The organism is Agrobacterium sp. MA01, assembly GCF_009650195.1.
Lineage (GTDB): Bacteria > Pseudomonadota > Alphaproteobacteria > Rhizobiales > Rhizobiaceae > Allorhizobium.
Map to the genome: position 1 here is coordinate 2,712,978 of NZ_CP045854.1, position 19,283 is coordinate 2,732,260.

The following is a 19,283-nucleotide window of genomic DNA, read 5'->3' on the forward strand; positions in this document are numbered from 1 at the left end:
CCACCTCGGCCAAATCTGAGAGAGCAGCCCAAAGGAAAAGCCCCACCGCAATGGGTGGGGCTTTCTAAAGTTATCTGTGAGAAGAGGCGCCGAGCGCCTCCCCCGATCAGAGCGACTGGTAGGCTGCGATGATCGCAACAACCTGCTCGTCGTTCAGCGCGTTGATCTGCGCCGTGGTGAACGATTGCAACTGATCGCTGCTCAGATCGTCGATGTCCTGTGTGGACAGACCGGCCAGCGCCGAGGTGCTGATCGCAGCAATGTCGTCGGTCGAGAATTCGGCCAGGTCTTCGCTCGCCAGGGCACTGATACCCGCCGAGTTCAGAGCCGCAACCTGCGTCGACGTCAGAGCTTCGATCTGGTCCGTCGTCATTGCAACCAGTTGGTCGGTCGTGAGGGCCGCAATGGCGCGGGTGCTCAGAGCCACCACCTGGTCGGTGCTGAACGAGGCGACATTATCGGTCGACAGCGAGCGGATCTGGCTCGAGGTCAGCGCGGCGATCTGGCCTGTTGAGAGACCGTCGATCTGGTCGGACGTCAGGGCACCCACTTGAGCGGAGCTAATCGCAGCCACCTGAGCGGCGCTGAGGCCGGTCAGTTGAGCCGAGGTCAGTTCGGCGAAGTTGTCGGTCGACAGGGCCGCAATGGTCCGCGTGCTCAGAGCACCGAGTTCAGCCGACGAGAAGGTCGCCATGTCTGCCGTTTCAAGGCCACCAATCGCTGCGGTGCTCAGCAATGCCAGCTGACCGGACGACAAGACATCGATCTGGTCGGTCGAGAGCGCCGTCACCTGCCCCGAGCTGAGGCTTGCGAAGACCCGGCTCGAGAGTGCTGCAATCTGATCCGTCGAGAAGGAGGCCAGATTGTCGGTGGACAAGGCAGCGATCTGGGCCGACGTCAACGCACCCACCTGCCCCGCAGTCAGACCGTCGATGTCATCCGTAGTCAGCACACCGATCTGGGCGGTCGTCAGGGAGGCAACCTGAGTGGTGGTCAACCCGGCGAGCTGCGTCGAATTGAGAGTAGCGAACTGATCGGTCGACATTGCGCCCAAGGCTCGGGTGTTGAGTGCCGCGACCTCCTCCGACGACAGACCGGCGATCGACATTGTGGTCACACCCGCAATACCTTGAGAGCTGATAGCGCCAAGCTGCGCCGTCGTAAGACTATCAAACGGTATCGCGGGCATTGCGATAATCTGGTCCGAGCTCCAGCTAGCGATACCGCCTGTGGCCAGGCTTGGGATCTGCAAAGAGGTCAGAGCGTTAATCGCTGCAGTCGTCAGAGCCGCAACCTGTGTGGACCTGAGCGCCGCAAGCTGGGTCGAACCCAGGCCAGCTACCGTGTCGCTTCTCAGCGTAGCAACCTGTGCAGTCGTAAGTGCGGCGATCTGGCCTGTCGTGAGACCCGAGAGCTGGGTCGAGGTGAGAGCCGCGAAGTTGTCGGTGCTGAGAGCTGCAATGGTGCGGCTCTGCAGGACGGCAAGCTCGGTGGAGTCGAGAGTTGCGAGGTCATCGGTTCCGAGACCGGCGACCGCGGCGGAGCTGATCTGGGCCAACTGGGCCGTCGAGAGGGCCGCAAACTGGTCCGTATCGAGTGCTCCGATCTGGGCCGAGCTGAGGGCGCCGACCGAGCGGCTGTTGATCGCAGCGACCTGGTCCGTATCGAGACCTCCGATCGCATCTGCCGACAGGCCGGAGATTGCGGCCGAGCTGATCACCCCGATCTCGGCTGCCGAGAAGGTGGCGATATCGTCAGACGACAGGGCAGCGAGGTCGGCCGAGCTCAGCGCGGTGATCTGGGCAGAGGTCAGTGCTTCGACCTGGTCGGTGCTCATCGCGGCGAGCTGTGCCGATGTCAGGGCGCCGATGGCTCTGGAATTCAACGCAGCAACCTGATCGGTCGACAACGATGCGATGTTGTCGGTCGACAGAGCGACGATCTGGGCGGATGTCAGTGCCGCGGCCTGGTTCGCCGAGAGACCATCGATCTGATCCGAGTCGAGGACACCAAGCTGGCCAGTGGTCAGGGCGACGATCTGGCCGGTCGTCAGACCGCTCAGCTGGAGCGAGTTGAGGGCGGCGATGTTGTCCGTCGACAGTGCAGCCAGAGCGCGAGAGTTAAGCGCCGCCAGATCGGTCGATTCGAAGACTGCCACGTCATCGGTCGCAAGCCCGGCAACCGCTGCGGATGTCAGGGCCGCAAGCTGGTTGGTCGTCAGCACACCGATCTGATCGGTGGACAGGGCAGCGATTGCGCCAGAGCCAAGGGCGCCGATGGCGCGGCTGCTGATCGAAGCCACCTGGTCCGTGTCAAGCGAGGCGAGGGCATCGGTGGTCAGCGCCCTGACCTGCGAGCTGGAGAGCATCCCGATGAGGGCGCTCGTCAGACCATCCAGCTGATCGCTGACGAGGGTCTGGATCTGAGCGGTGGTAAGAGCCGTCACCTGACCTGTCGTGAGGCCAGCCAACTGAGCCGAGTCGAGCAGTGCGAAGTTGTCGGTGGTCAGAGCCGCCAGAGCTCGGGAGTTGAGCGCCGCGAGTTCGACAGATGTCAGCGTATCGATGGCAGAGCTATCGAGACCGACGATGGCCGAAGACGTCAGGGCCGCAAGCTGACCGGTCCCAAGCGCGGCGAACTGGTCGGAGTCGAGCGCCCCAAGCTGGCTAGACGACAGGCTGGCGATGGCGCGTGAGCTGATAGCGCCGACCTGATCCGTGGAGAGGGAAGCAATCGCATCCGTATCGAGGGCGCGGATTTGTACACTGCTCAGTGTCGCGATCTGTCCGGCAGTCAGACCGTCGATCTGACCGGTCGAGAGGCTGCCGACCTGCGTGCTGGTCAGCGACGCCATCTGTCCGGTGGTCAGGCCAGCAATCTGGTCAGAGCTGATCAGGGCCAGATTGTCGGTCGACAGCGCGGAAATCGCACGGGAGTTCAGAACCGCGAGTTCAGCCGAAGTCAGGGTGCCGATGGCATCGGAGTTGAGGCCGCGGATGGCCGCAGACGACAGGACCGCCAACTGTCCGGTTCCAAGTGCCGCGAACTGGTCGGAGGTCAGCACGTTCAGCTGTTCCGACTTGAGCGAAGCGAGGGCGCGGGTGCTGAGGGCACCGATCTGGTCGGTGGTCATCGACGCGATGCCGGCCGTGCTGATGGAGGCGAGCTGCGAGGAGGAGAATGTGGCAACCTGCGCCGTTGTCAGACCGTCGATCTGGTCGCTGGTCAGCGAACCAACGAGCACGGTCGACAGGGCAGCGATCTGTGCGCTCGTCAGACCGACGATCTGATCCGATCCGAGGGTGGCGAAGTTGGCGCTCGTCAGGGCAGCCAACGAACGCGACTGCAGGGCAGCGATTTCGGTGGAGGTAAAGGTGGCCACGTCCTCGGCTTCAAGAGCTGCGACGGCGACCGAGGTCAGCGATGCGAGCTGCCCGGTCGACAGGGCGGCGATCTGATCCGAGGTCATGGCGGCGACCTGGGCGGACGAGAGTGCGGCCACGGCGCGGGTGTTCATGACACCGATCAGGTCTGTCGACAGTTCACCGATCACGTCGGTAGATATGCCGCGGATGGCTGCCGAGTTGATGATCGCGAATTCATCCGTGCTGAAGGTGTTGATGTCTTCAGAGGAGAGCGCCTGCAGGTCGGCCGACGAAAGGGCGGCAATCTGCGCCGAGCCGAGGGCTTGGATCTGATCACTCGTCATCGCCGTGAGCTGGGCTGCCGTCAGCGCACCGACCGCGCGGCTGCTGAGTGCAGCGACCTGGTCGGTGGAGAGGGAGACCACATTATCCGTACCGAGCGCGATGACCTGTGCAGAGCTCAGGGCTCCGACCTGGGAGGCGCTGAGGCCGTCAATCTGATCGCTGTCGAGCGCAGCCACCTGCGCCGTCGTCAGCGAGGCGATCTGGCCGCTCGAAAGAGCCGTCAGCTGGGCGGAAGTGAGGCTCGCGATGTTTTCGGTGGAGAGGGCTGCAAGCGTACGCGAATTTAGGGCGGCAAGTTCCGTCGACGTGAATGTCGCCAGATCTTCCGTCTCCAGACCCTTTACGGCGGCCGAGCTGAGCGAAGCGAGCTGTTGTGTCGAGAGAGCCGCCACCTGGTCGCTGCTCAGGGCAGCCACCTTGGCAGAGTCGAGCACACCGATTGTACGGCTGCTGAGCGCGCCGACCTGATCGGTCGTGAACGACGCCAGCGTATCCGTGGTCAACGACTTCATCTGGGCGCTGGTCAGGCCGGCAATCTGGGTGGGAGTGAGACCATCAACCTGATCCGAGCTCAATACACCGATCTGTGCTGCCGTCAGACCTGCGATTTTCGCCGAGGTCAGGCCGGTCAGCTGGCCGGAGCCCAGAGCCGCGAAGTTCGCCGTAGAAAGGGCGGCCAGGGTTCGGGAGCTGAGAGCGGCCACGCCGTCCGAGGAGAGCACAGCGACGTCGTCGGTACCGAGACCGGCAACAGCCACGGAGGTCAATGACGCGAGCTGGCCGGTGGTCAGGACATCGATCTGGTCGGTCGAAAGTGCAGCAACCTGCGTCGATTTCAGTACCGCCACTGCCCGGCTGTTCAGGGCAACAATCTGGTCGGTCGAGAACGAAGCGAGCGCATCGGTCGTGAGTGCGGTGACCTGGCGCGAGCTGAGCGCCGAGATCTGCGTTGCGTCCAGGCCGTCGATCTGATCCGAAGTCAGCGTTGCGATGGCAGCGGTCGACAGCGCGGCGATCTGGCCGGTGGTCAGGCCGGAAAGCTGGGTGGAGCTGAGGGTCGCAAAGTTGGCGGTAGAGAGGCCGCCGAGAGCGCGTGTGCTGATGACGGCGAGTTCTGCCGAGGTCAGTGTCGCGACGTCGTCGGTCTGGATGCCGGAAAGAGCGACGCTGCTCAGCGAAGCGAGCTGCGTGGGGGTCAGCGCCGCGAACTGCTCCGACGTCAGGGCCGTCATCTGGGTAGAGTTCAGCGCACCCAGCTGCCGGCTGCTCAGCGCCGTCATCTTGGCACTGTCGATGACGGAAAGCTGATCCACGGTTAGACCGCGGATGGCGACGCTCGAGATCGCACTGAGCTGAGCGGAGTCGAACTGATCGATGTCATCGGTCTGGAAGGCTGAAATCTGCCCGGACGAGAGCGCGGCGACCTGAGCGGAGCTCAGCGCAGCAACGTCGTCGCTCGTGAAGGAAGCGATGGTCGCCGTAGACAGCGACTTGATCTGGGTGATGCTCAGAGAAGAGATAATCGAGGTCATTTGACGCGCGCCTTCAACGTTAGCGATTGGCCGTTGCATTCCTTTGCCACCGGTCGGGGGAGCACGTCGGGTGCCTCACCGCGCGACCCGGGGAGCATCCTGCACCCCGAATGGCCACAATCCGAACGCAAACGCAGATCGATCGCGCTTGGCGTGCGGTGTCCTTGCGGACAAAAGTCTTTTGGTGAAACATGGCTCGAGCGAGCCTGGCGTTGGAGAGGGCATCATGCAGCAGAGCTAATCTCTGCTTCCCACACCTTTTGGAACGTCTACCCCCGTACCCGGGAGACGACCTTGGCTCATCATTCTGCAAACACAGAAATACGATGAGACGAGTCTTGCCCAGATGATTAGGGCGCACCCTATAATTTTCTATTAACGGACGTTCCCGGAACTTACCTGTCTATTCTTGGCAGAAAGCTAAGCCGGCGCCTCTTAACCTCGGATGCTATCGTCAATAGCGAGTGATTTGGCAAGTCCTAAGATAAGGCGGCCTGCCCCCACGCAAGCCCAAAGCAAGCTAGGCTGATTAGGAGATTTGTACACGCCGCTCCGCGGGAACGTAACCCGGCCCCTGGCCGATGAGAGATATCATGTCGATGGTGATACATACCGCATTCGCCCCGGAGCAGAACGCCCAGCTCGCAACAGCTCTGGAGAAATCGAGACGCCAGCAGCTTTCGCTGCTCGACGCCCTGCAGCTGGCGGAGCGGTGGTCGGCAGCGGGTCAGTTCGCGCTTTCCGCCGAACTCTACAAGACCTGGACGGCATTCAACGATCAAAGTCCGCTGCTTCACCTCGCCTTCTTCAACTATTCTGTGACGCTCAAGCAACTCGGCGACACCGCAGGCGCGGTCAACGCGTTGAAGGCGGCGCTGAAGGCTCAACCCATGATGGGCCAGGCGCACATCAATCTGGGTCGAACCTATGAGGACAGCGGTCTGGGCGCTCAGGCGATCCAGCAGTGGCGGAGCTACGTGGACTCGACCGCCGAAATCACTCCCGACAAATCGGTTCATCGTCTGATGGCCCTGCAGCATATTGGCCGTGTCATGGAAGGCGCCGGCCTTCTGGAGGATGCCGAGAACGCTCTCTGGCAGGCAATCGAACTGCGCCCCGACAAGCCGGAAGCAGGCCAGCACTGGATCTCGGTCCGCCAGCACCAGTGCAAGTGGCCGGTCGTCCAGGGATCGGAATATGTGACAAAGCGGCAGATGCTGGACTCGATCTCGCCGCTCCCGCTCGCCTGTTATGCGGACGATCCGCTCTACCAGATGGCCAAGGCCTTTCGTTACTTCAAGATGCTGGCCGGCCGCCCGGACGCAGCACATCTCAACAAGCCCGTCCCGCGCAAGAAGGTCGGCACCGGCCAGCGCCTGCGCATCGGCTACGTCTCCTCGGATCTGCGCGACCATGCCGTCGGCTTCGCCCTGAGTGAGGTTCTCGAACTGCACGACAAGGCGTCCGTCGAAGTCTATGCCTATTACATCGGCGAGCCGCGCACCAATGATGCGACTCAAAACCGGATGAAGGCCGTCATCGACGTCTGGCGCGACATCACCCCGCTTTCGGACCTCGATGCCGCCAAGCAGATCATGGCCGACGAGATCGACATCCTCATCGACGTCAACGGCTACACCAAGCTCGCCCGCACGAAGATCTTCTCCTACCGCCCTGCCCCCGTCATCGTGAACTTCTGCGGCTATCCCGGCACAATGGCGAGCCCGGTCCACCAATACATCATTGCCGACGAGCAGATCATCCCGCCCGGCAACGAACTCTACTACACCGAAAAAGTGCTCCACATTCCCTGCAACCAGCCGGTAGACCGCAAGCGCGCAATCGGCGCGCGCCCGACGCGGACCGAAGCCGGCTTGCCGGAAAACGCCTTCGTCTTCGCCTGCTTCAACGGCATGCAGAAGATCACCGCACCCGTCTTCGCCCGCTGGATGGCCATCCTGACAGCCACCCCCGGCAGCATTCTCTGGCTTCTCGGCGGCTCCGATATTGTCAACCAGCGACTGCGCGACCTCGCAAAGTCGGCAGGCGTTGACCCGGCCCGCATCTACTTCGCCTCCAAGGTGGCCAATCCGAACCATCTGGCCCGCATTGCGATCGCCGATCTCTTCCTCGACACCTTCCCCTATGGCGCCCATTCGACGGCGTCGGATGCGCTGACCATGGGCCTGCCCGTGCTGACGCTCCCGGGCAAGGGCTTCGCCTCGCGCTTCTGCAGCAGCATCGTCAAGTCGGCCGGCATTCCCGAACTGATCTGCGCAAGCCCTGAGGACTACGTCCGCAAGGCGGTGGCCCTGGCAAACGACAAGACGGAACTGGCAAGGATCCGTACCTCCCTGCAGGCCCAGCGTGACACCTGCGCGCTTCGCGACATCCCCCGCCTCGTCCGCCGGCTGGAAGAACTCTACTGGCAGATGCAGGGCGAGCGCGAGCGCGGCGACACACCTGTTCCGGATCTCTCCAACATGGAGATGTATTACGAAATCGGCTCGGAAGTGATGATGACCGAAGTCGAGTTCGAGGACGAGGCAGCCTATCGCAAGCGCTATCGCGACCGCATCTCCGCCTGGCACGATTTCCACCCCGTCCCGACCGACACACGTCTGTGGACGTGACGGCAGTGACGAAAGACTGCGGGCAAAGACCGAACTGGGCTGGGAGATAACTGTGGCGCCTGTAATACTAGTAACCTTTGCCGGCCGGGAACACCGGATGCAGATCCTCAACAGCTATGTCCGCAAGGCCATGGCCGACGGTCTGATCGACGAATGGCATATCTGGGACTTCACCCGCGCGGCTGCCGATCACGAATGGGTCACGCGTGAGTTCGGCCCGCTTCGCTTCATGGGCGACGCAGTGGGCTACCAGGCATGCGGGACAGCATCCGCCCGGTCTCCGCTGCGGCTCGATGCCAGGATCAACAACGACCTGCATCTGGCGATTTTGCCAAAACATGACGCGGACAATTTCTACGAGGTCGTCATCGGCGGCTGGAACAATCAGCAGTCCGTCATCCGCAAAGCACCCCGCGCGCGGCTCAATGATGCAGATCGAAGCGATGCCCCGACTGTCTGGGCGAAGCTGACCCCGAGCGTGCTATCGCCAGGCCGCGCCAACGAGGTCGTCGTCTCGATCGACCAATCCGGCACACCCGAACTGATGGTCAATGGCGTCGTGCTCGGCCGCTGGCCGGACATCGCACTGCCTGCTGGGGCCGACGTGATGGCCCGCGGCGGCTGGGGCGCCACGCTCGAACTCTGCCATGTCGACGCGCCGGTGCGCCGATACGTCGGGAACCCCGGCGAACAGATGCCCTATTTCCAAGCTTATCAGTATTACGCCCGCCGTCTGGCCGATTTCGCTGACGCACTCTTCCTGAAATGCGACGACGACATCGTCTACCTGGATCTCGACGGCCTAGCAGGCTTCATCGACCACCGCCGCAAGAACCCGCATTACTTCGTGACCTCGGCGAATGTCGTCAATAACGGTGTCTGCGCCTACTTCCAGCAGGTTTCCGGCGCGCTCCCCGCCTCGCTCGGCCATTTCGAGCGTCCGCCGGGCGGCTTTGGCGGCACCCTCTGGACCGATCCGGACAAGGCGAACAAGCTGCATGACTTCTTCTTGGCATCGCCCGAGAAAGAGTTGCCACTTCCCACCAAGGTGGTCGACTGGCAGGAACGCCAGTCAATCAACTTCATCGCCTGGCTCGGCCGCGATCTGCAGCACATGGCGCTCGCCAAGGGCGACGATGAAAAGATGCTGACCGTCGACCTGCCGGCCTTCCTGGATCGCCCGACATGCATCTATTCTGACTTCACTGTCAGCCATCTGAGCTTCGGACCGCAGGAGAACGGCGTCGACGTCAACAGGCTGATCGCCGCTTATGACACGCTCATGCGCGAAAAACTCTCAGCCTGACCACTTCATGGTTCGACCGGCGGGCAACCGCCGGTCTCTTTGCAATTGGGCGAGATGCGGCAGGCCTTGCGGCTGGAACCGCACCGCCCCTGAAAATCGAGGAACACCCACCGGATGGCACAGGGTCAGAAAATCGGAATTGTCGGCGCGGGTCTGTCCGGCGCCGTCATCGCACGCGAACTGGCAGAGGCCGGCTTCGAGGTCGAGGTCTTCGACACGCGCCCGCATATCGGCGGCAACTGCCACACAGAGCGTGATGCCGACACCGGTGTCATGGTCCACATCTACGGCCCGCACATCTTCCACACCGATGACGCGGAAGTCTGGGACTACGTGAACAGCTACCAGACCTTCCTGCCCTACAAGAACCGGGTGAAGACCACGAGCCAGGGCCAAGTCTATTCCCTGCCGGTCAACCTGCACACGATAAACCAGTTCTTCGGCAAGACCTTCCGCCCGGAAGAGGCGCGCGACTTCATCGAGGAACAGGCCGACAAGACCATCACCGATCCACAGACCTTCGAGGAGCAGGCGCTCCGCTTCGTCGGTCGCGATCTCTATGAAGCCTTCTTCAAGGGCTATACCGAAAAGCAATGGGGCTGCTCGCCGACCGACCTGCCGGCCTCGATCCTGAAGCGCCTGCCGGTGCGCTTCAACTACGACGACAACTACTTCTTCCACAAATTCCAGGGCATGCCGGAAAACGGCTATACCGACATGATCGAAAAGATCTTCGATCATCCGAAGATCAAGGTGACGCTGGGCCAGCACTTCGATCCCCGCGCGCGCCATGACTACGCGCACCTCTTCTATTCCGGTCCGCTCGACGGCTACTTCGCCTATGAGTTCGGGCGTCTGGGCTATCGCACGCTCGACTTCGAGCGCTTTACATATCAGGGCGACTATCAGGGCTGCGCCGTCATGAACTACGGCGATGCCTCCGTGCCCTATACCCGCATCACCGAGCACAAGCATTTCTCGCCCTGGGAAAGCCACGAGGGCTCGGTCTGCTACCGCGAATTCTCCCGCGCCTGTGGCGAGAACGATATCCCCTACTATCCGATCCGTCTCGTTGAGGAGAAGGCGCAGCTCGCGGACTACGTGGCCCGCGCCAATGAGGAAAAGTCGGTGACCTTCGTCGGACGGCTTGCGACCTACCGCTATCTCGATATGGATGTGACGATCCGCGAGGCGCTGGACACCGCCCGTCTCTTCCTGGCCAAGGCGAAGGATGAGGCAGCGATGCCAGCCTTCGTCCATGCACCGCTCTGAACGGAAATGACCATGACTGCCACGCCCATCCTCGTCGTCGGCGGCGCCGGCTATATCGGCTCGCACACCTGCCTCGCTCTGTCCGAGCGCGGCTTTCTGCCCGTCGTCTATGACAACTTCACCTCGGGCCATCCGGAATTCGTCAAATGGGGTCCGGCCGAACAGGGCGACATCCGAGACAAGGCGCGGCTGAAGGAAGTGCTTGCCAAATACCAGCCGAAGGCGGCCATGCACTTCGCCGGCCTGATTGAGGTCGGCCAGTCCTTCAAGGAGCCGGAGCACTTCTACGACGTCAATGTCTCGGGCACGCTCAGCCTCCTCCAGGCCCTCAGCGAAGCCGACATCCGCAACTTCGTCTTCTCCTCGACCTGCGCCACCTATGGAGCGCCGGAATATCTGCCGCTCGACGAGAAACATGGTCAGAAGCCGATCAATCCTTATGGCCGCACAAAGCATATCGTCGAGCAGGCGCTGGGTGACCTCAACCTCTGCGGTCGCATGCGCTCCGTCATGCTGCGCTATTTCAACGCCGCCGGTGCCGACTTTGAAGGCCGCATTGGCGAATGGCATTCGCCGGAAACCCATGCCATTCCGCTCGCCATCGAAACGGCGCTCGGACGCCGCGAATTCTTCTCGATCTTCGGCGAAGACTACGACACCCGCGACGGCACCTGCATCCGTGACTACATCCACGTCAACGACCTTGCCGACGCCCATGTGCGGGCGGTCGATTATCTGCTGAACGGCGGCGAGACGATCGCCATCAACCTCGGCACTGGCAATGGCACGACCGTCAAGGAACTGATCGCATCGATCGAGAAGGTCTCCGGCCGCCCGATGCCAATCAAGCGCACGGAACGCCGCCCTGGCGATCCCCCTGGCCTTGTCGCCAGCAACGCGCTTGCCCGCGAGGTGCTCGGCTGGGATCCGAAGCACGGCATCGATGACATCATCCGCTCGGCCTGGACATGGCACTCCACCTTCAACGGCCATTCCGATTGAGTACGGCTGCCTCGGGATCAAATTCTCCCTAAAAAAGGCGCGTCTAAGGCCAGTGTTGCAGCTTGGAACCCCTTGACGCGCTTTGTTCCTTCCGCTTTTCGTCCTGCAGATTTTGCAGGAACCAAAACCATGGCCGACAGACTAAAAACAATCCTCTCCTCGAGCGCGTGGGAGCGGTTTATCATAGCCGTCATTCTCATCAATTCGGTCACCTTGGGTCTCGAGACGTCACCCACTGTCATGCAGGTCATCGGACCGCTCCTGCATGCACTCGACCGCATCATTCTCGCGATTTTCGTCGTTGAGATCGTGGCCCGTCTCTACGCGTTCCGGCTTGCGTTTTTCCGCGATCCCTGGAGCATTTTCGACTTCGCCATCGTCGTCATTGCACTGATCCCGGCAACCGGCCCCTTCCAGGTGCTGCGCGCCCTGCGCGTGCTGCGTATCCTGCGACTGATCTCTGTCGTGCCCTCGCTGCGGCGGGTGATCGGCGGGCTCATTGCCGCACTTCCCGGCATGGGCTCGATCATCGTTCTCTTGTTCATGCTGTTCTACGTCTCGGCGGTCATGGCGACCAAGCTCTATGGCGCGACCTTCCCCGATTGGTTCGGCAATCTTGGTGCGTCGACCTATTCGCTCTTCCAGATCATGACGCTCGAAAGCTGGTCCATGGGCATCGTCCGGCCAGTGATGGAAGTCCATCCCTATGCCTGGCTGTTCTTCGTGCCCTTCATCCTGCTCAGCACCTATTCGGTCCTGAACCTCTTCATCGGTGTCATCGTCTCCGCGATGCAGGAGCAGAGCATGGCCGACACTGACGCAGACTTGAAAACACTGCATGTCGACAATGGCGACTTGCTGCGCGAAATGCAGGCGCTGCGATCCGAGATCGCTGCTCTGCGGGCCGAGAGAACGGCTGCTGGCGCCTAAATCGAAGTCGCTATTGGTTGCCGGGCTTCAGCTTCTGAGGCCCGGCGCCTCGTGGCCCGTGCGCTCGACATACTCAGTATAACCGCCGCCATACTGGAACACGCCTTCGGGCGTGATCTCCAGCACGCGGTTCGACAGCGCCGCCAGGAAGTGGCGGTCGTGGCTGACGAAGAGCATGGTGCCTTCGAACTGCGACAATGCCTTGATCAGCATTTCCTTGGTGTCCAGGTCGAGGTGGTTGGTCGGCTCGTCGAGGACGAGAAGGTTCGGCGGATCGAACAGCATCATCGCCATGACGAGCCGCGCCTTTTCACCGCCAGAGAGCACCCGCACGCGCTTGTCGATATCGTCGCCTGAGAAACCGAAGCAGCCGGCGAGTGCGCGAAGCGGCGCCTGGCCCGCGCGTGGGAAACTCGTCTCCAGCATCTCGAAGATCGTCATGTCACCGTCGAGCACGTCCATCGCATGCTGGGCGAAATAGCCCATCTTGACGCTGGCACCGATCGAAACCGTGCCCTCGTCGGGCTTGGAATCACCGGCAACGAGCTTGAGAAGTGTCGACTTGCCGGCACCGTTGATGCCCATGATGCACCAGCGCTCGCGGCGGCGGACCATGAAGTCGAAGCCGTCATAGATGACCTTGTCGCCGTAGCGCTTGGAGACGTTCTTGACGCTGACCACGTCTTCACCCGAACGAGGCGCCGGCTGGAATTCGAAGGCGACGACCTGGCGGCGCTTCGGCGGCTCGACACGGTCGATCTTTTCGAGCTTCTTCACCCGGCTCTGCACCTGCGAAGCGTGAGACGCCCGCGCCTTGAAGCGCTCGATGAACTTGATTTCCTTGGCGAGCATCGCCTGCTGGCGCTCGAACTGCGACTGCTGATGCTTCTCGTTCAAGGCACGCTGCCCCTCATAGAAGACATAGTCGCCGGAATAGCTGTTCAACTGGCCGGCATCGATCTCGATGATCTTGTTGACGATGCGGTTCATGAACTCGCGGTCATGCGAGGTCATCAGCAGTGCGCCTTCGTAACCTTTAAGGAACTGCTCGAGCCAGATCAGGCTTTCGAGGTCGAGATGGTTCGACGGTTCGTCGAGCAACATCACGTCGGGGCGCATCAGCAGAATGCGGGCGAGCGCCACGCGCATCTTCCAGCCGCCCGAGAGAGCGCCGACATCGCCGTCCATCATGCTTTCCGAGAAGGAGAGACCCGCCAGCACTTCGCGGGCACGGCCGTCAAGCGCATAGCCGTCGAGTTCCTCGTAACGCGCCTGCACCTCGCCATAGCGCTCGATGATCGCGTCCATCTCGTCCATCCGGTCAGGATCAACCATCGCAGCTTCGAGTTCGCGCAGTTCGGCCGCAACTTCGCTGACCGGTCCTGCCCCGTCCATGACCTCAGCGACAGCCGAGCGCCCGGACATCTCGCCCACATCCTGGCTGAAATAGCCGATCGAGACACCCTTATCGACGGAGACCTGGCCCTCGTCCGGCTGTTCATGCCCGATGATCATCCGGAAGAGCGAGGTCTTGCCCGCCCCGTTTGGTCCCACGAGACCGATCTTCTCCCCGCGATTGAGCGCGGCGGAGGCCTCGATAAAGAGGATACGGTGGCTGAGCTGCTTGGAGATGTTTTCGATACGGATCATGGACAAGGGCGCCTGCTGGAAATCGGCGCCCTTATGGCATGTCGAAGCCCCCCTGTCCCCTGCTTTTGTTGCAGAGCGGCATCGCGGATGCGCCGGATTGCCACGGGAACGCCACGCCGGTTGCAAGAGGGTGCCGAAAGCGCGAAAAGACCTGACGCAAGGACGACAGCATGAGTGACGAGACGATAACCCTCTACGAAGCCATCGGCGGCGACGCGACCGTGAAGGCGCTGACCCGGCGCTTTTATGAGTTGATGGACACGCTGCCGGAGGCCGCCCATTGCCGGGCGGTACACCCGCCGGACTTGAGCGGCAGCGAAGAGAAGTTTTACGACTATATGACGGGCTACCTTGGCGGTCCGCCCATCTACATGCGAAAGCGCGGCCATCCGATGCTGCGGCGTCGTCATTTCGTCGCCGAGATCGGCCCGTTGGAACGGGACGAATGGCTCCTGTGCTTCCGCCGCGCGCTGGATGAAACAGTCGAGCATCCGAAGCTGCGCGAGATCATCTGGCAGCCCATCGAGAAGCTCGCCTTCCACATGCAGAACAAGGAATAACGGGGATGGCAAGCGTGCAGAGTTACCGCTGGGCGACCGTCGCGGCGGGACTGATCGGGGCGGCCGGCGTCGGGCTTGCCGCGGCCGCAAGCCATGCCGGCGGCGAAGCGCTCCTGCGCCCGGCATCGACGATTTGTCTCGCCCATGCTCCGGCACTCGCAGCACTGTCCATAGCTGGCGACCGGATCAGACTGTCGGCACTGGCAGCGCTCGGCATGATGCTCGGCACAGTGCTGTTTGCTGGCGATCTGGTTGCCCGGCACTTCATTGGAAGCGGACTGTTTCCGATGGCGGCCCCGACGGGCGGGATGACGCTCATTGTGTCATGGCTGCTGCTGAGCGCAGGAGCCCTGCTTCCGGGACGCGACTGACGCCGATCAACCTCTGCAGGACGAGGCCCCGACACCGACGCCTCGACATCACTCTGATGGCAAGTTCAATGGGCCATGCAGGCCGAAACGGTACCGCCGAACATCAGCAGGTTGCCGTGCGGGTCGCGGATGTGAAACCGTAGGCTTTCACCGCACTCTCCCGAGGTGTCCGATGGACGGATCGCCTCGATGCCGCGATCGCAAAAGTCGCGATACATCTCGGTCGGTGCCTCGGACCTGAAGAACACAGAACTGTTCTGGCACTGGAGCGGATCGTCGCTCAGCCAGAAATGCAATTCCATGCCACCACGACGGACCACGAGATAATCGAGACCGTCAAAGCCGACATCCTCGAAACCGAGCGTATCGACATAGAAATTGCGTGTTTCAGAGAAGTTCAGAGAGGGAAGGATAGGCACTGCGTTGAGGATCGTCTTCGCAACAGGTTGCTCAGCGTTCATGCGGAAAGTTCCTCTGCTTCCCACATGAGACTGACGACGAAACGGCTACGATCTGGCGTTGGCGTTTCGCTGCCATCTCGGCGCGGGAAAATCGATAATGAGGGCGGGGGCCCGGTTCAAGGTTGCGTACATGGTAGCAGGTTTGCGTTCATGCAAGCCCGGCAAAGTGACGATTTCGCAATTCGTCACTTCACTTTCCCGAGAGCGTTGCAACATTGCATCGGCGAGCGCCGGTAAAAGCCCCTCGCCGCGCTGACGTGCAAGCTCGTGGAACGAGCTCATGCCACCCTTTTCGGATCCGTCCCTGCTCATGCTTCGGTGTTCCTTTCATTCAGTGTCTGCAACGCGCGCTCGAGACTAGATTTCGAGCCGTTTCGCAGCGGAATGAAAGTCTTGCCGAACTTCTTGCAACCGCTCTTCACGCGCAGACACGCATCGTGACTGATACAGTCGATAGGGCAGAAGACGCAGTCGACGGAGGGTAACACCGTGTCGATGCGCGATACCGCCTCCCGTAAACCCCCATCATGGTGAATTAGTTCCGCACCAAAATTGCTGGCGATCTGACGAAGATGGGCGACCTGGCAATCACGGCCGCCGACATAAAGAAAGCTGCGAACTTCCGCTTGCGTCTTGGCGGTGGTCGCCGTGCCGGAAACCTCCGCACCCGGCTTCTTTGCAGCCTGCTTTTTCTTCTTCGCCATGACGTCCTGTCTCCTCGAATCCGATCAGAGGCAGCGGTTGCGAGCCTCATGACGACAGGCATACAAAACATGACAAAAATAGTAAAGTATATAGTTGAAATTCTCAGTCATGTTTTCGCTGGGAAAGATCCGACCTGATCAGGGCATGGCGTCCGGGATTGACAGGGATCAACTTCCCTTGATTTTCAGGGGTTCCGCGGCGCCAAGAGCAATTTTTTACCGTTTGATAAAACTTTGATCCTGAGTTACGTTTCTCTGCATCGCTTCGAATATAAAAGAGGGAACTGCGATGCGAAGACTGGAACCAGGCCTCAAGGCCGGGCGGCTTGACGCTGCCGATTATGCAAAGAATTTCTCTGACCTGCACCCGCGTCTCGGCGGTCATGAGGCACTTGTCGCCTCCGACAGATGTTACTTCTGTCATGACGCGCCCTGCATGACGGCCTGTCCCACCGCCATCGATATCCCGATGTTCATCCGGCAGATATCGACTGGCAATCCGCTTGGCGCCGCCAAGACCATTTTCGACCAGAACATTCTCGGCGGCATGTGCGCCCGCGTCTGTCCCACCGAAACGCTCTGCGAGGAAGCCTGTGTGCGCAACACGGCCGAGGAGCGCCCGGTCGAAATCGGCCGCCTGCAACGTTACGCCACCGACATCGCGATCGAAGAAGGCCGCCAGTTCTATTCCCCGGCAGCGTCCTCCGGCCACACGGTGGGCATCGTTGGCGCCGGCCCCGCAGGCCTCGCCGCTGCTCATCGCCTCGCCATGCACGGCCACCAGGTCACCATCTACGAAGCGAAGGAAAAGGCCGGCGGTCTGAACGAATACGGCATCGCGGCCTACAAGACCCCCAACGACTTCGCCCAGAAGGAAGTCGATTACATCCTGTCGCTCGGCAATATCGATGTGCTGGACGGCCAGATGATGGGCCGCGATTTCACCCTCGCCGACCTCCAGGCGAAACACGACGCCGTCTTCCTCGGTGCCGGTCTCGGCAACGTCAACGGGCTGAACATCCCCGGCGCAGGGATCAATGGTGTGCTCGACGCCGTCGAGTTCATCGCCAACCTGCGCCAGGCCGACGAGAAGGCCGACGTGCCCGTCGGCCGTGACATCGTCGTCATCGGTGGCGGCATGACCGCAATCGATGCTGCCGTCCAGGCCAAGCTTCTCGGGGCGGAAAACGTCACGATCTGCTACCGCCGCGGCAAGGAGCACATGAACGCCTCGGTGTTCGAGCAGGATCTCGCGACCTCCAAGGGCGTCCACATCCGCCACTGGCTCCAGCCGAAGGAAGTCGCCCACCATGCGGGTCACTGTTCGTCGATCACCTTCGAATACACTCATCTCGAAAACGGCATGATGAAAGGCACCGGCCACACGACCGAAATCAGGGCCGACCAGATCCTCGTCGCGATCGGCCAGAAGCTCGATGGCCAGGGTCTGGACGGCCTGAAGCTCGAAGGCGGCAAGATCGCCATTGACGCCGAGGGTCGGACAACGATCCCGGGTGTCTGGGCCGGCGGCGACTGTGCCTTCGGTGGCCAGGACCTGACGGTCTCCGCCGTCGCCATGGGCCGCGACGCGGCCGAAAGCATCAACCGCTCTCTCGCCGTCATGACGGCGGGCGCAACCGCAGTCGCATGACGCACCGCTCTCGAGAGGATTTGAAACATGGCTGATCTTCGCAATAACTTCGTCGGCATCAAATCGCCCAACCCCTTCTGGCTGGCCTCTGCCCCGCCGACCGACAAGGCCTACAATGTCGAGCGCGCCTTCAAGGCGGGCTGGGGCGGCGTTGTCTGGAAAACACTCGGCTCCGAGGGGCCACCGGTCGTCAACGTCAACGGCCCGCGCTATGGCGCAATCTGGGGCGCCGACCGCAGGCTTCTGGGCCTCAACAACATCGAACTGATCACCGACCGTCCTCTGCAGGTGAACCTGCAGGAGATGAAACAGGTCAAGATGAACTGGCCGGACCGGGCGCTCGTCGCCTCGATCATGGTGCCTTGCGTCGAGGAAGAGTGGAAGGCGATCCTGCCGCTCGTCGAGGAAACCGGCGCAGATGGCATCGAACTCAACTTCGGCTGTCCGCACGGCATGTCCGAACGCGGCATGGGCGCAGCCGTCGGCCAGGTGCCGGAATATATCGAAATGGTCGTGCGCTGGTGCAAGCAGTACACCCGCATGCCCGTCATCACCAAGCTGACGCCGAATATCGCCGACATCCGCAAGCCGGCGCGTGCGGCAAAGGCCGGTGGCACCGATGCGGTCTCGCTGATCAACACGATCAACTCGATTGTCTCGGTTGATCTCGACAGCTTCGCCCCCTCGCCCACCGTCGGCGGCAAGGGCACGCATGGCGGCTATTGCGGCCCGGCTGTCAAGCCGATCGCGCTCAACATGGTGGCCGAAATCGCCCGCGATCCGGAAACCTATGGGCTTCCCATCTCCGGTATCGGCGGTGTCACCACCTGGCGCGATGCTGCCGAATTCCTGGCGCTCGGGGCCGGCAATGTGCAGGTATGCACCGCCGCCATGACCTATGGCTTCAAGATCGTCCAGGAGATGATCTCGGGCCTGAACGACTGGATGGATGCCAAGGGTCACCAGAGCCTTGACGACATCTGCGGTCGCGCGGTGCCGAACGTTACCGACTGGCAGTATCTCAACCTCAACTACATCGCCAAGGCCCATATCGATCAGGATGCTTGCATCAAATGCGGTCGCTGCCACATCGCCTGCGAGGATACGTCCCACCAGGCGATCACCAGCATGGTCGATGGCATCAGGAAGTTCGAGGTGATGGAAGACGAATGCGTCGGCTGCAATCTCTGCGTCAACGTCTGTCCCGTCGAGAACTGCATCACCATGGTCGAACTGCCAACCGGCGCTCTCGACCAGCGGACCGGCCGGCCTGTCGACCCGAATTACGCCAACTGGACGACCCATCCGAACAATCCTATGGCTGTGCAGGCGGCAGAATAGTCTCGGTCAAGCAAGTCCGGCCCGCTTGCGGGCCGGATACCTTGCAGCACAAGAAAAACTCGAATTTTCGCCCACACCTTCAGAAATTATTCAGCGCTATACTCCACCATCCCGCCATCGGGACTGACAGCATTTTCGTCAGGCCGGGCCAGCCGGGCAA

13 protein-coding genes are annotated in these 19,283 nt (G+C 61.6%); 9 read left to right on the plus strand and 4 right to left on the minus strand.

Annotated features, from left to right (window positions below):
• Positions 1-106: 106 nt before the first annotated feature.
• A complete protein-coding gene (locus GH983_RS13190) occupies positions 107-5,242 on the minus strand; it encodes a hypothetical protein (protein WP_153762627.1) in 5,136 nt (1,711 codons plus the stop codon).
• Between the two features lie 599 nt (positions 5,243-5,841).
• On the opposite strand from GH983_RS13190, the gene GH983_RS13195 reads away from it, so the two are divergent.
• The 5 genes from GH983_RS13195 (at position 5,842) to GH983_RS13215 (ending at position 12,385) form a co-directional block, all read left to right on the plus strand.
• Positions 5,842-7,875, plus strand: a complete 2,034-nt coding sequence (locus GH983_RS13195) for a glycosyl transferase (protein ID WP_194842839.1) — start codon at positions 5,842-5,844, stop codon at positions 7,873-7,875.
• Between the two features lie 97 nt (positions 7,876-7,972).
• Positions 7,973-9,181 (plus strand): hypothetical protein, encoded by a 1,209-nt coding sequence (locus GH983_RS13200; protein WP_153762629.1) that lies wholly within the window; start codon positions 7,973-7,975, stop codon positions 9,179-9,181.
• Between the two features lie 114 nt (positions 9,182-9,295).
• A complete protein-coding gene (gene glf, locus GH983_RS13205) occupies positions 9,296-10,453 on the plus strand; it encodes a UDP-galactopyranose mutase (protein WP_153762630.1) in 1,158 nt (385 codons plus the stop codon).
• A gap of 12 nt (positions 10,454-10,465) precedes the next feature.
• A complete protein-coding gene (galE, locus tag GH983_RS13210) occupies positions 10,466-11,455 on the plus strand; it encodes a UDP-glucose 4-epimerase GalE (RefSeq protein WP_153762631.1) in 990 nt (329 codons plus the stop codon).
• Positions 11,456-11,584: 129 nt separating this feature from the next.
• A complete protein-coding gene (locus GH983_RS13215; protein WP_054148402.1) occupies positions 11,585-12,385 on the plus strand; it encodes an ion transporter in 801 nt (266 codons plus the stop codon).
• Positions 12,386-12,412: 27 nt separating this feature from the next.
• On the opposite strand, the gene GH983_RS13220 is transcribed toward GH983_RS13215, so the two are convergent.
• A complete protein-coding gene (locus tag GH983_RS13220; RefSeq protein ID WP_054148401.1) occupies positions 12,413-14,035 on the minus strand; it encodes an ABC-F family ATP-binding cassette domain-containing protein in 1,623 nt (540 codons plus the stop codon).
• A 170-nt stretch (positions 14,036-14,205) separates the two neighbouring features.
• Between GH983_RS13220 and GH983_RS13225 the strand changes: the two genes are divergently transcribed.
• Both GH983_RS13225 and GH983_RS13230 read left to right on the plus strand, forming a co-directional pair.
• Positions 14,206-14,595, plus strand: a complete 390-nt coding sequence (locus tag GH983_RS13225) for a globin (RefSeq protein ID WP_153762632.1) — start codon at positions 14,206-14,208, stop codon at positions 14,593-14,595.
• Positions 14,596-14,600: 5 nt separating this feature from the next.
• Complete coding sequence (locus tag GH983_RS13230) at positions 14,601-14,966, plus strand: DUF423 domain-containing protein (protein WP_069043565.1); 366 nt, start codon at positions 14,601-14,603, stop codon at positions 14,964-14,966.
• Between the two features lie 65 nt (positions 14,967-15,031).
• On the opposite strand, the gene GH983_RS13235 is transcribed toward GH983_RS13230, so the two are convergent.
• Positions 15,032-15,427, minus strand: coding sequence for a glyoxalase (locus GH983_RS13235; RefSeq protein ID WP_054148399.1), 396 nt, complete (start codon positions 15,425-15,427; stop codon positions 15,032-15,034).
• A gap of 308 nt (positions 15,428-15,735) precedes the next feature.
• Entirely contained in the window at positions 15,736-16,131 is a 396-nt protein-coding gene (locus GH983_RS13240; protein WP_054148397.1) for a DUF2325 domain-containing protein, read from the minus strand.
• A gap of 289 nt (positions 16,132-16,420) precedes the next feature.
• Here GH983_RS13240 and GH983_RS13245 point away from each other — a divergent pair, with 289 nt between their 5' ends.
• Both GH983_RS13245 and preA read left to right on the plus strand, forming a co-directional pair.
• The gene (locus tag GH983_RS13245; protein WP_153762633.1) at positions 16,421-17,782 is read left to right on the plus strand and encodes an NAD(P)-dependent oxidoreductase; all 1,362 of its coding nucleotides are present in this window, start codon (positions 16,421-16,423) and stop codon (positions 17,780-17,782) included.
• A 27-nt stretch (positions 17,783-17,809) separates the two neighbouring features.
• The gene (gene preA, locus GH983_RS13250) at positions 17,810-19,123 is read left to right on the plus strand and encodes an NAD-dependent dihydropyrimidine dehydrogenase subunit PreA (RefSeq protein WP_153762634.1); all 1,314 of its coding nucleotides are present in this window, start codon (positions 17,810-17,812) and stop codon (positions 19,121-19,123) included.
• The last annotated feature ends 160 nt before the right edge of the window (positions 19,124-19,283 follow it).

What these genes read in the sequence shown, in the direction of transcription:
- GH983_RS13225 (WP_153762632.1), top strand. Translation starts at nt 14,206, where the DNA reads ATGAGTGACGAGACGATAACCCTCTACGAAGCCATCGGCGGCGACGCG.
- GH983_RS13190 (WP_153762627.1), bottom strand. Translation starts at nt 5,242, where the DNA reads ATGACCTCGATTATCTCTTCTCTGAGCATCACCCAGATCAAGTCGCTG.
- GH983_RS13245 (WP_153762633.1), top strand. Translation starts at nt 16,421, where the DNA reads ATGCGAAGACTGGAACCAGGCCTCAAGGCCGGGCGGCTTGACGCTGCC.
- GH983_RS13235 (WP_054148399.1), bottom strand. Translation starts at nt 15,427, where the DNA reads ATGAACGCTGAGCAACCTGTTGCGAAGACGATCCTCAACGCAGTGCCT.
- GH983_RS13195 (WP_194842839.1), top strand. Translation starts at nt 5,842, where the DNA reads ATGGTGATACATACCGCATTCGCCCCGGAGCAGAACGCCCAGCTCGCA.
- GH983_RS13220 (WP_054148401.1), bottom strand. Translation starts at nt 14,035, where the DNA reads ATGATCCGTATCGAAAACATCTCCAAGCAGCTCAGCCACCGTATCCTC.
- GH983_RS13200 (WP_153762629.1), top strand. Translation starts at nt 7,973, where the DNA reads ATGCAGATCCTCAACAGCTATGTCCGCAAGGCCATGGCCGACGGTCTG.
- GH983_RS13215 (WP_054148402.1), top strand. Translation starts at nt 11,585, where the DNA reads ATGGCCGACAGACTAAAAACAATCCTCTCCTCGAGCGCGTGGGAGCGG.
- glf (WP_153762630.1), top strand. Translation starts at nt 9,296, where the DNA reads ATGGCACAGGGTCAGAAAATCGGAATTGTCGGCGCGGGTCTGTCCGGC.
- GH983_RS13230 (WP_069043565.1), top strand. Translation starts at nt 14,601, where the DNA reads ATGGCAAGCGTGCAGAGTTACCGCTGGGCGACCGTCGCGGCGGGACTG.
- galE (WP_153762631.1), top strand. Translation starts at nt 10,466, where the DNA reads ATGACTGCCACGCCCATCCTCGTCGTCGGCGGCGCCGGCTATATCGGC.
- GH983_RS13240 (WP_054148397.1), bottom strand. Translation starts at nt 16,131, where the DNA reads ATGGCGAAGAAGAAAAAGCAGGCTGCAAAGAAGCCGGGTGCGGAGGTT.
- preA (WP_153762634.1), top strand. Translation starts at nt 17,810, where the DNA reads ATGGCTGATCTTCGCAATAACTTCGTCGGCATCAAATCGCCCAACCCC.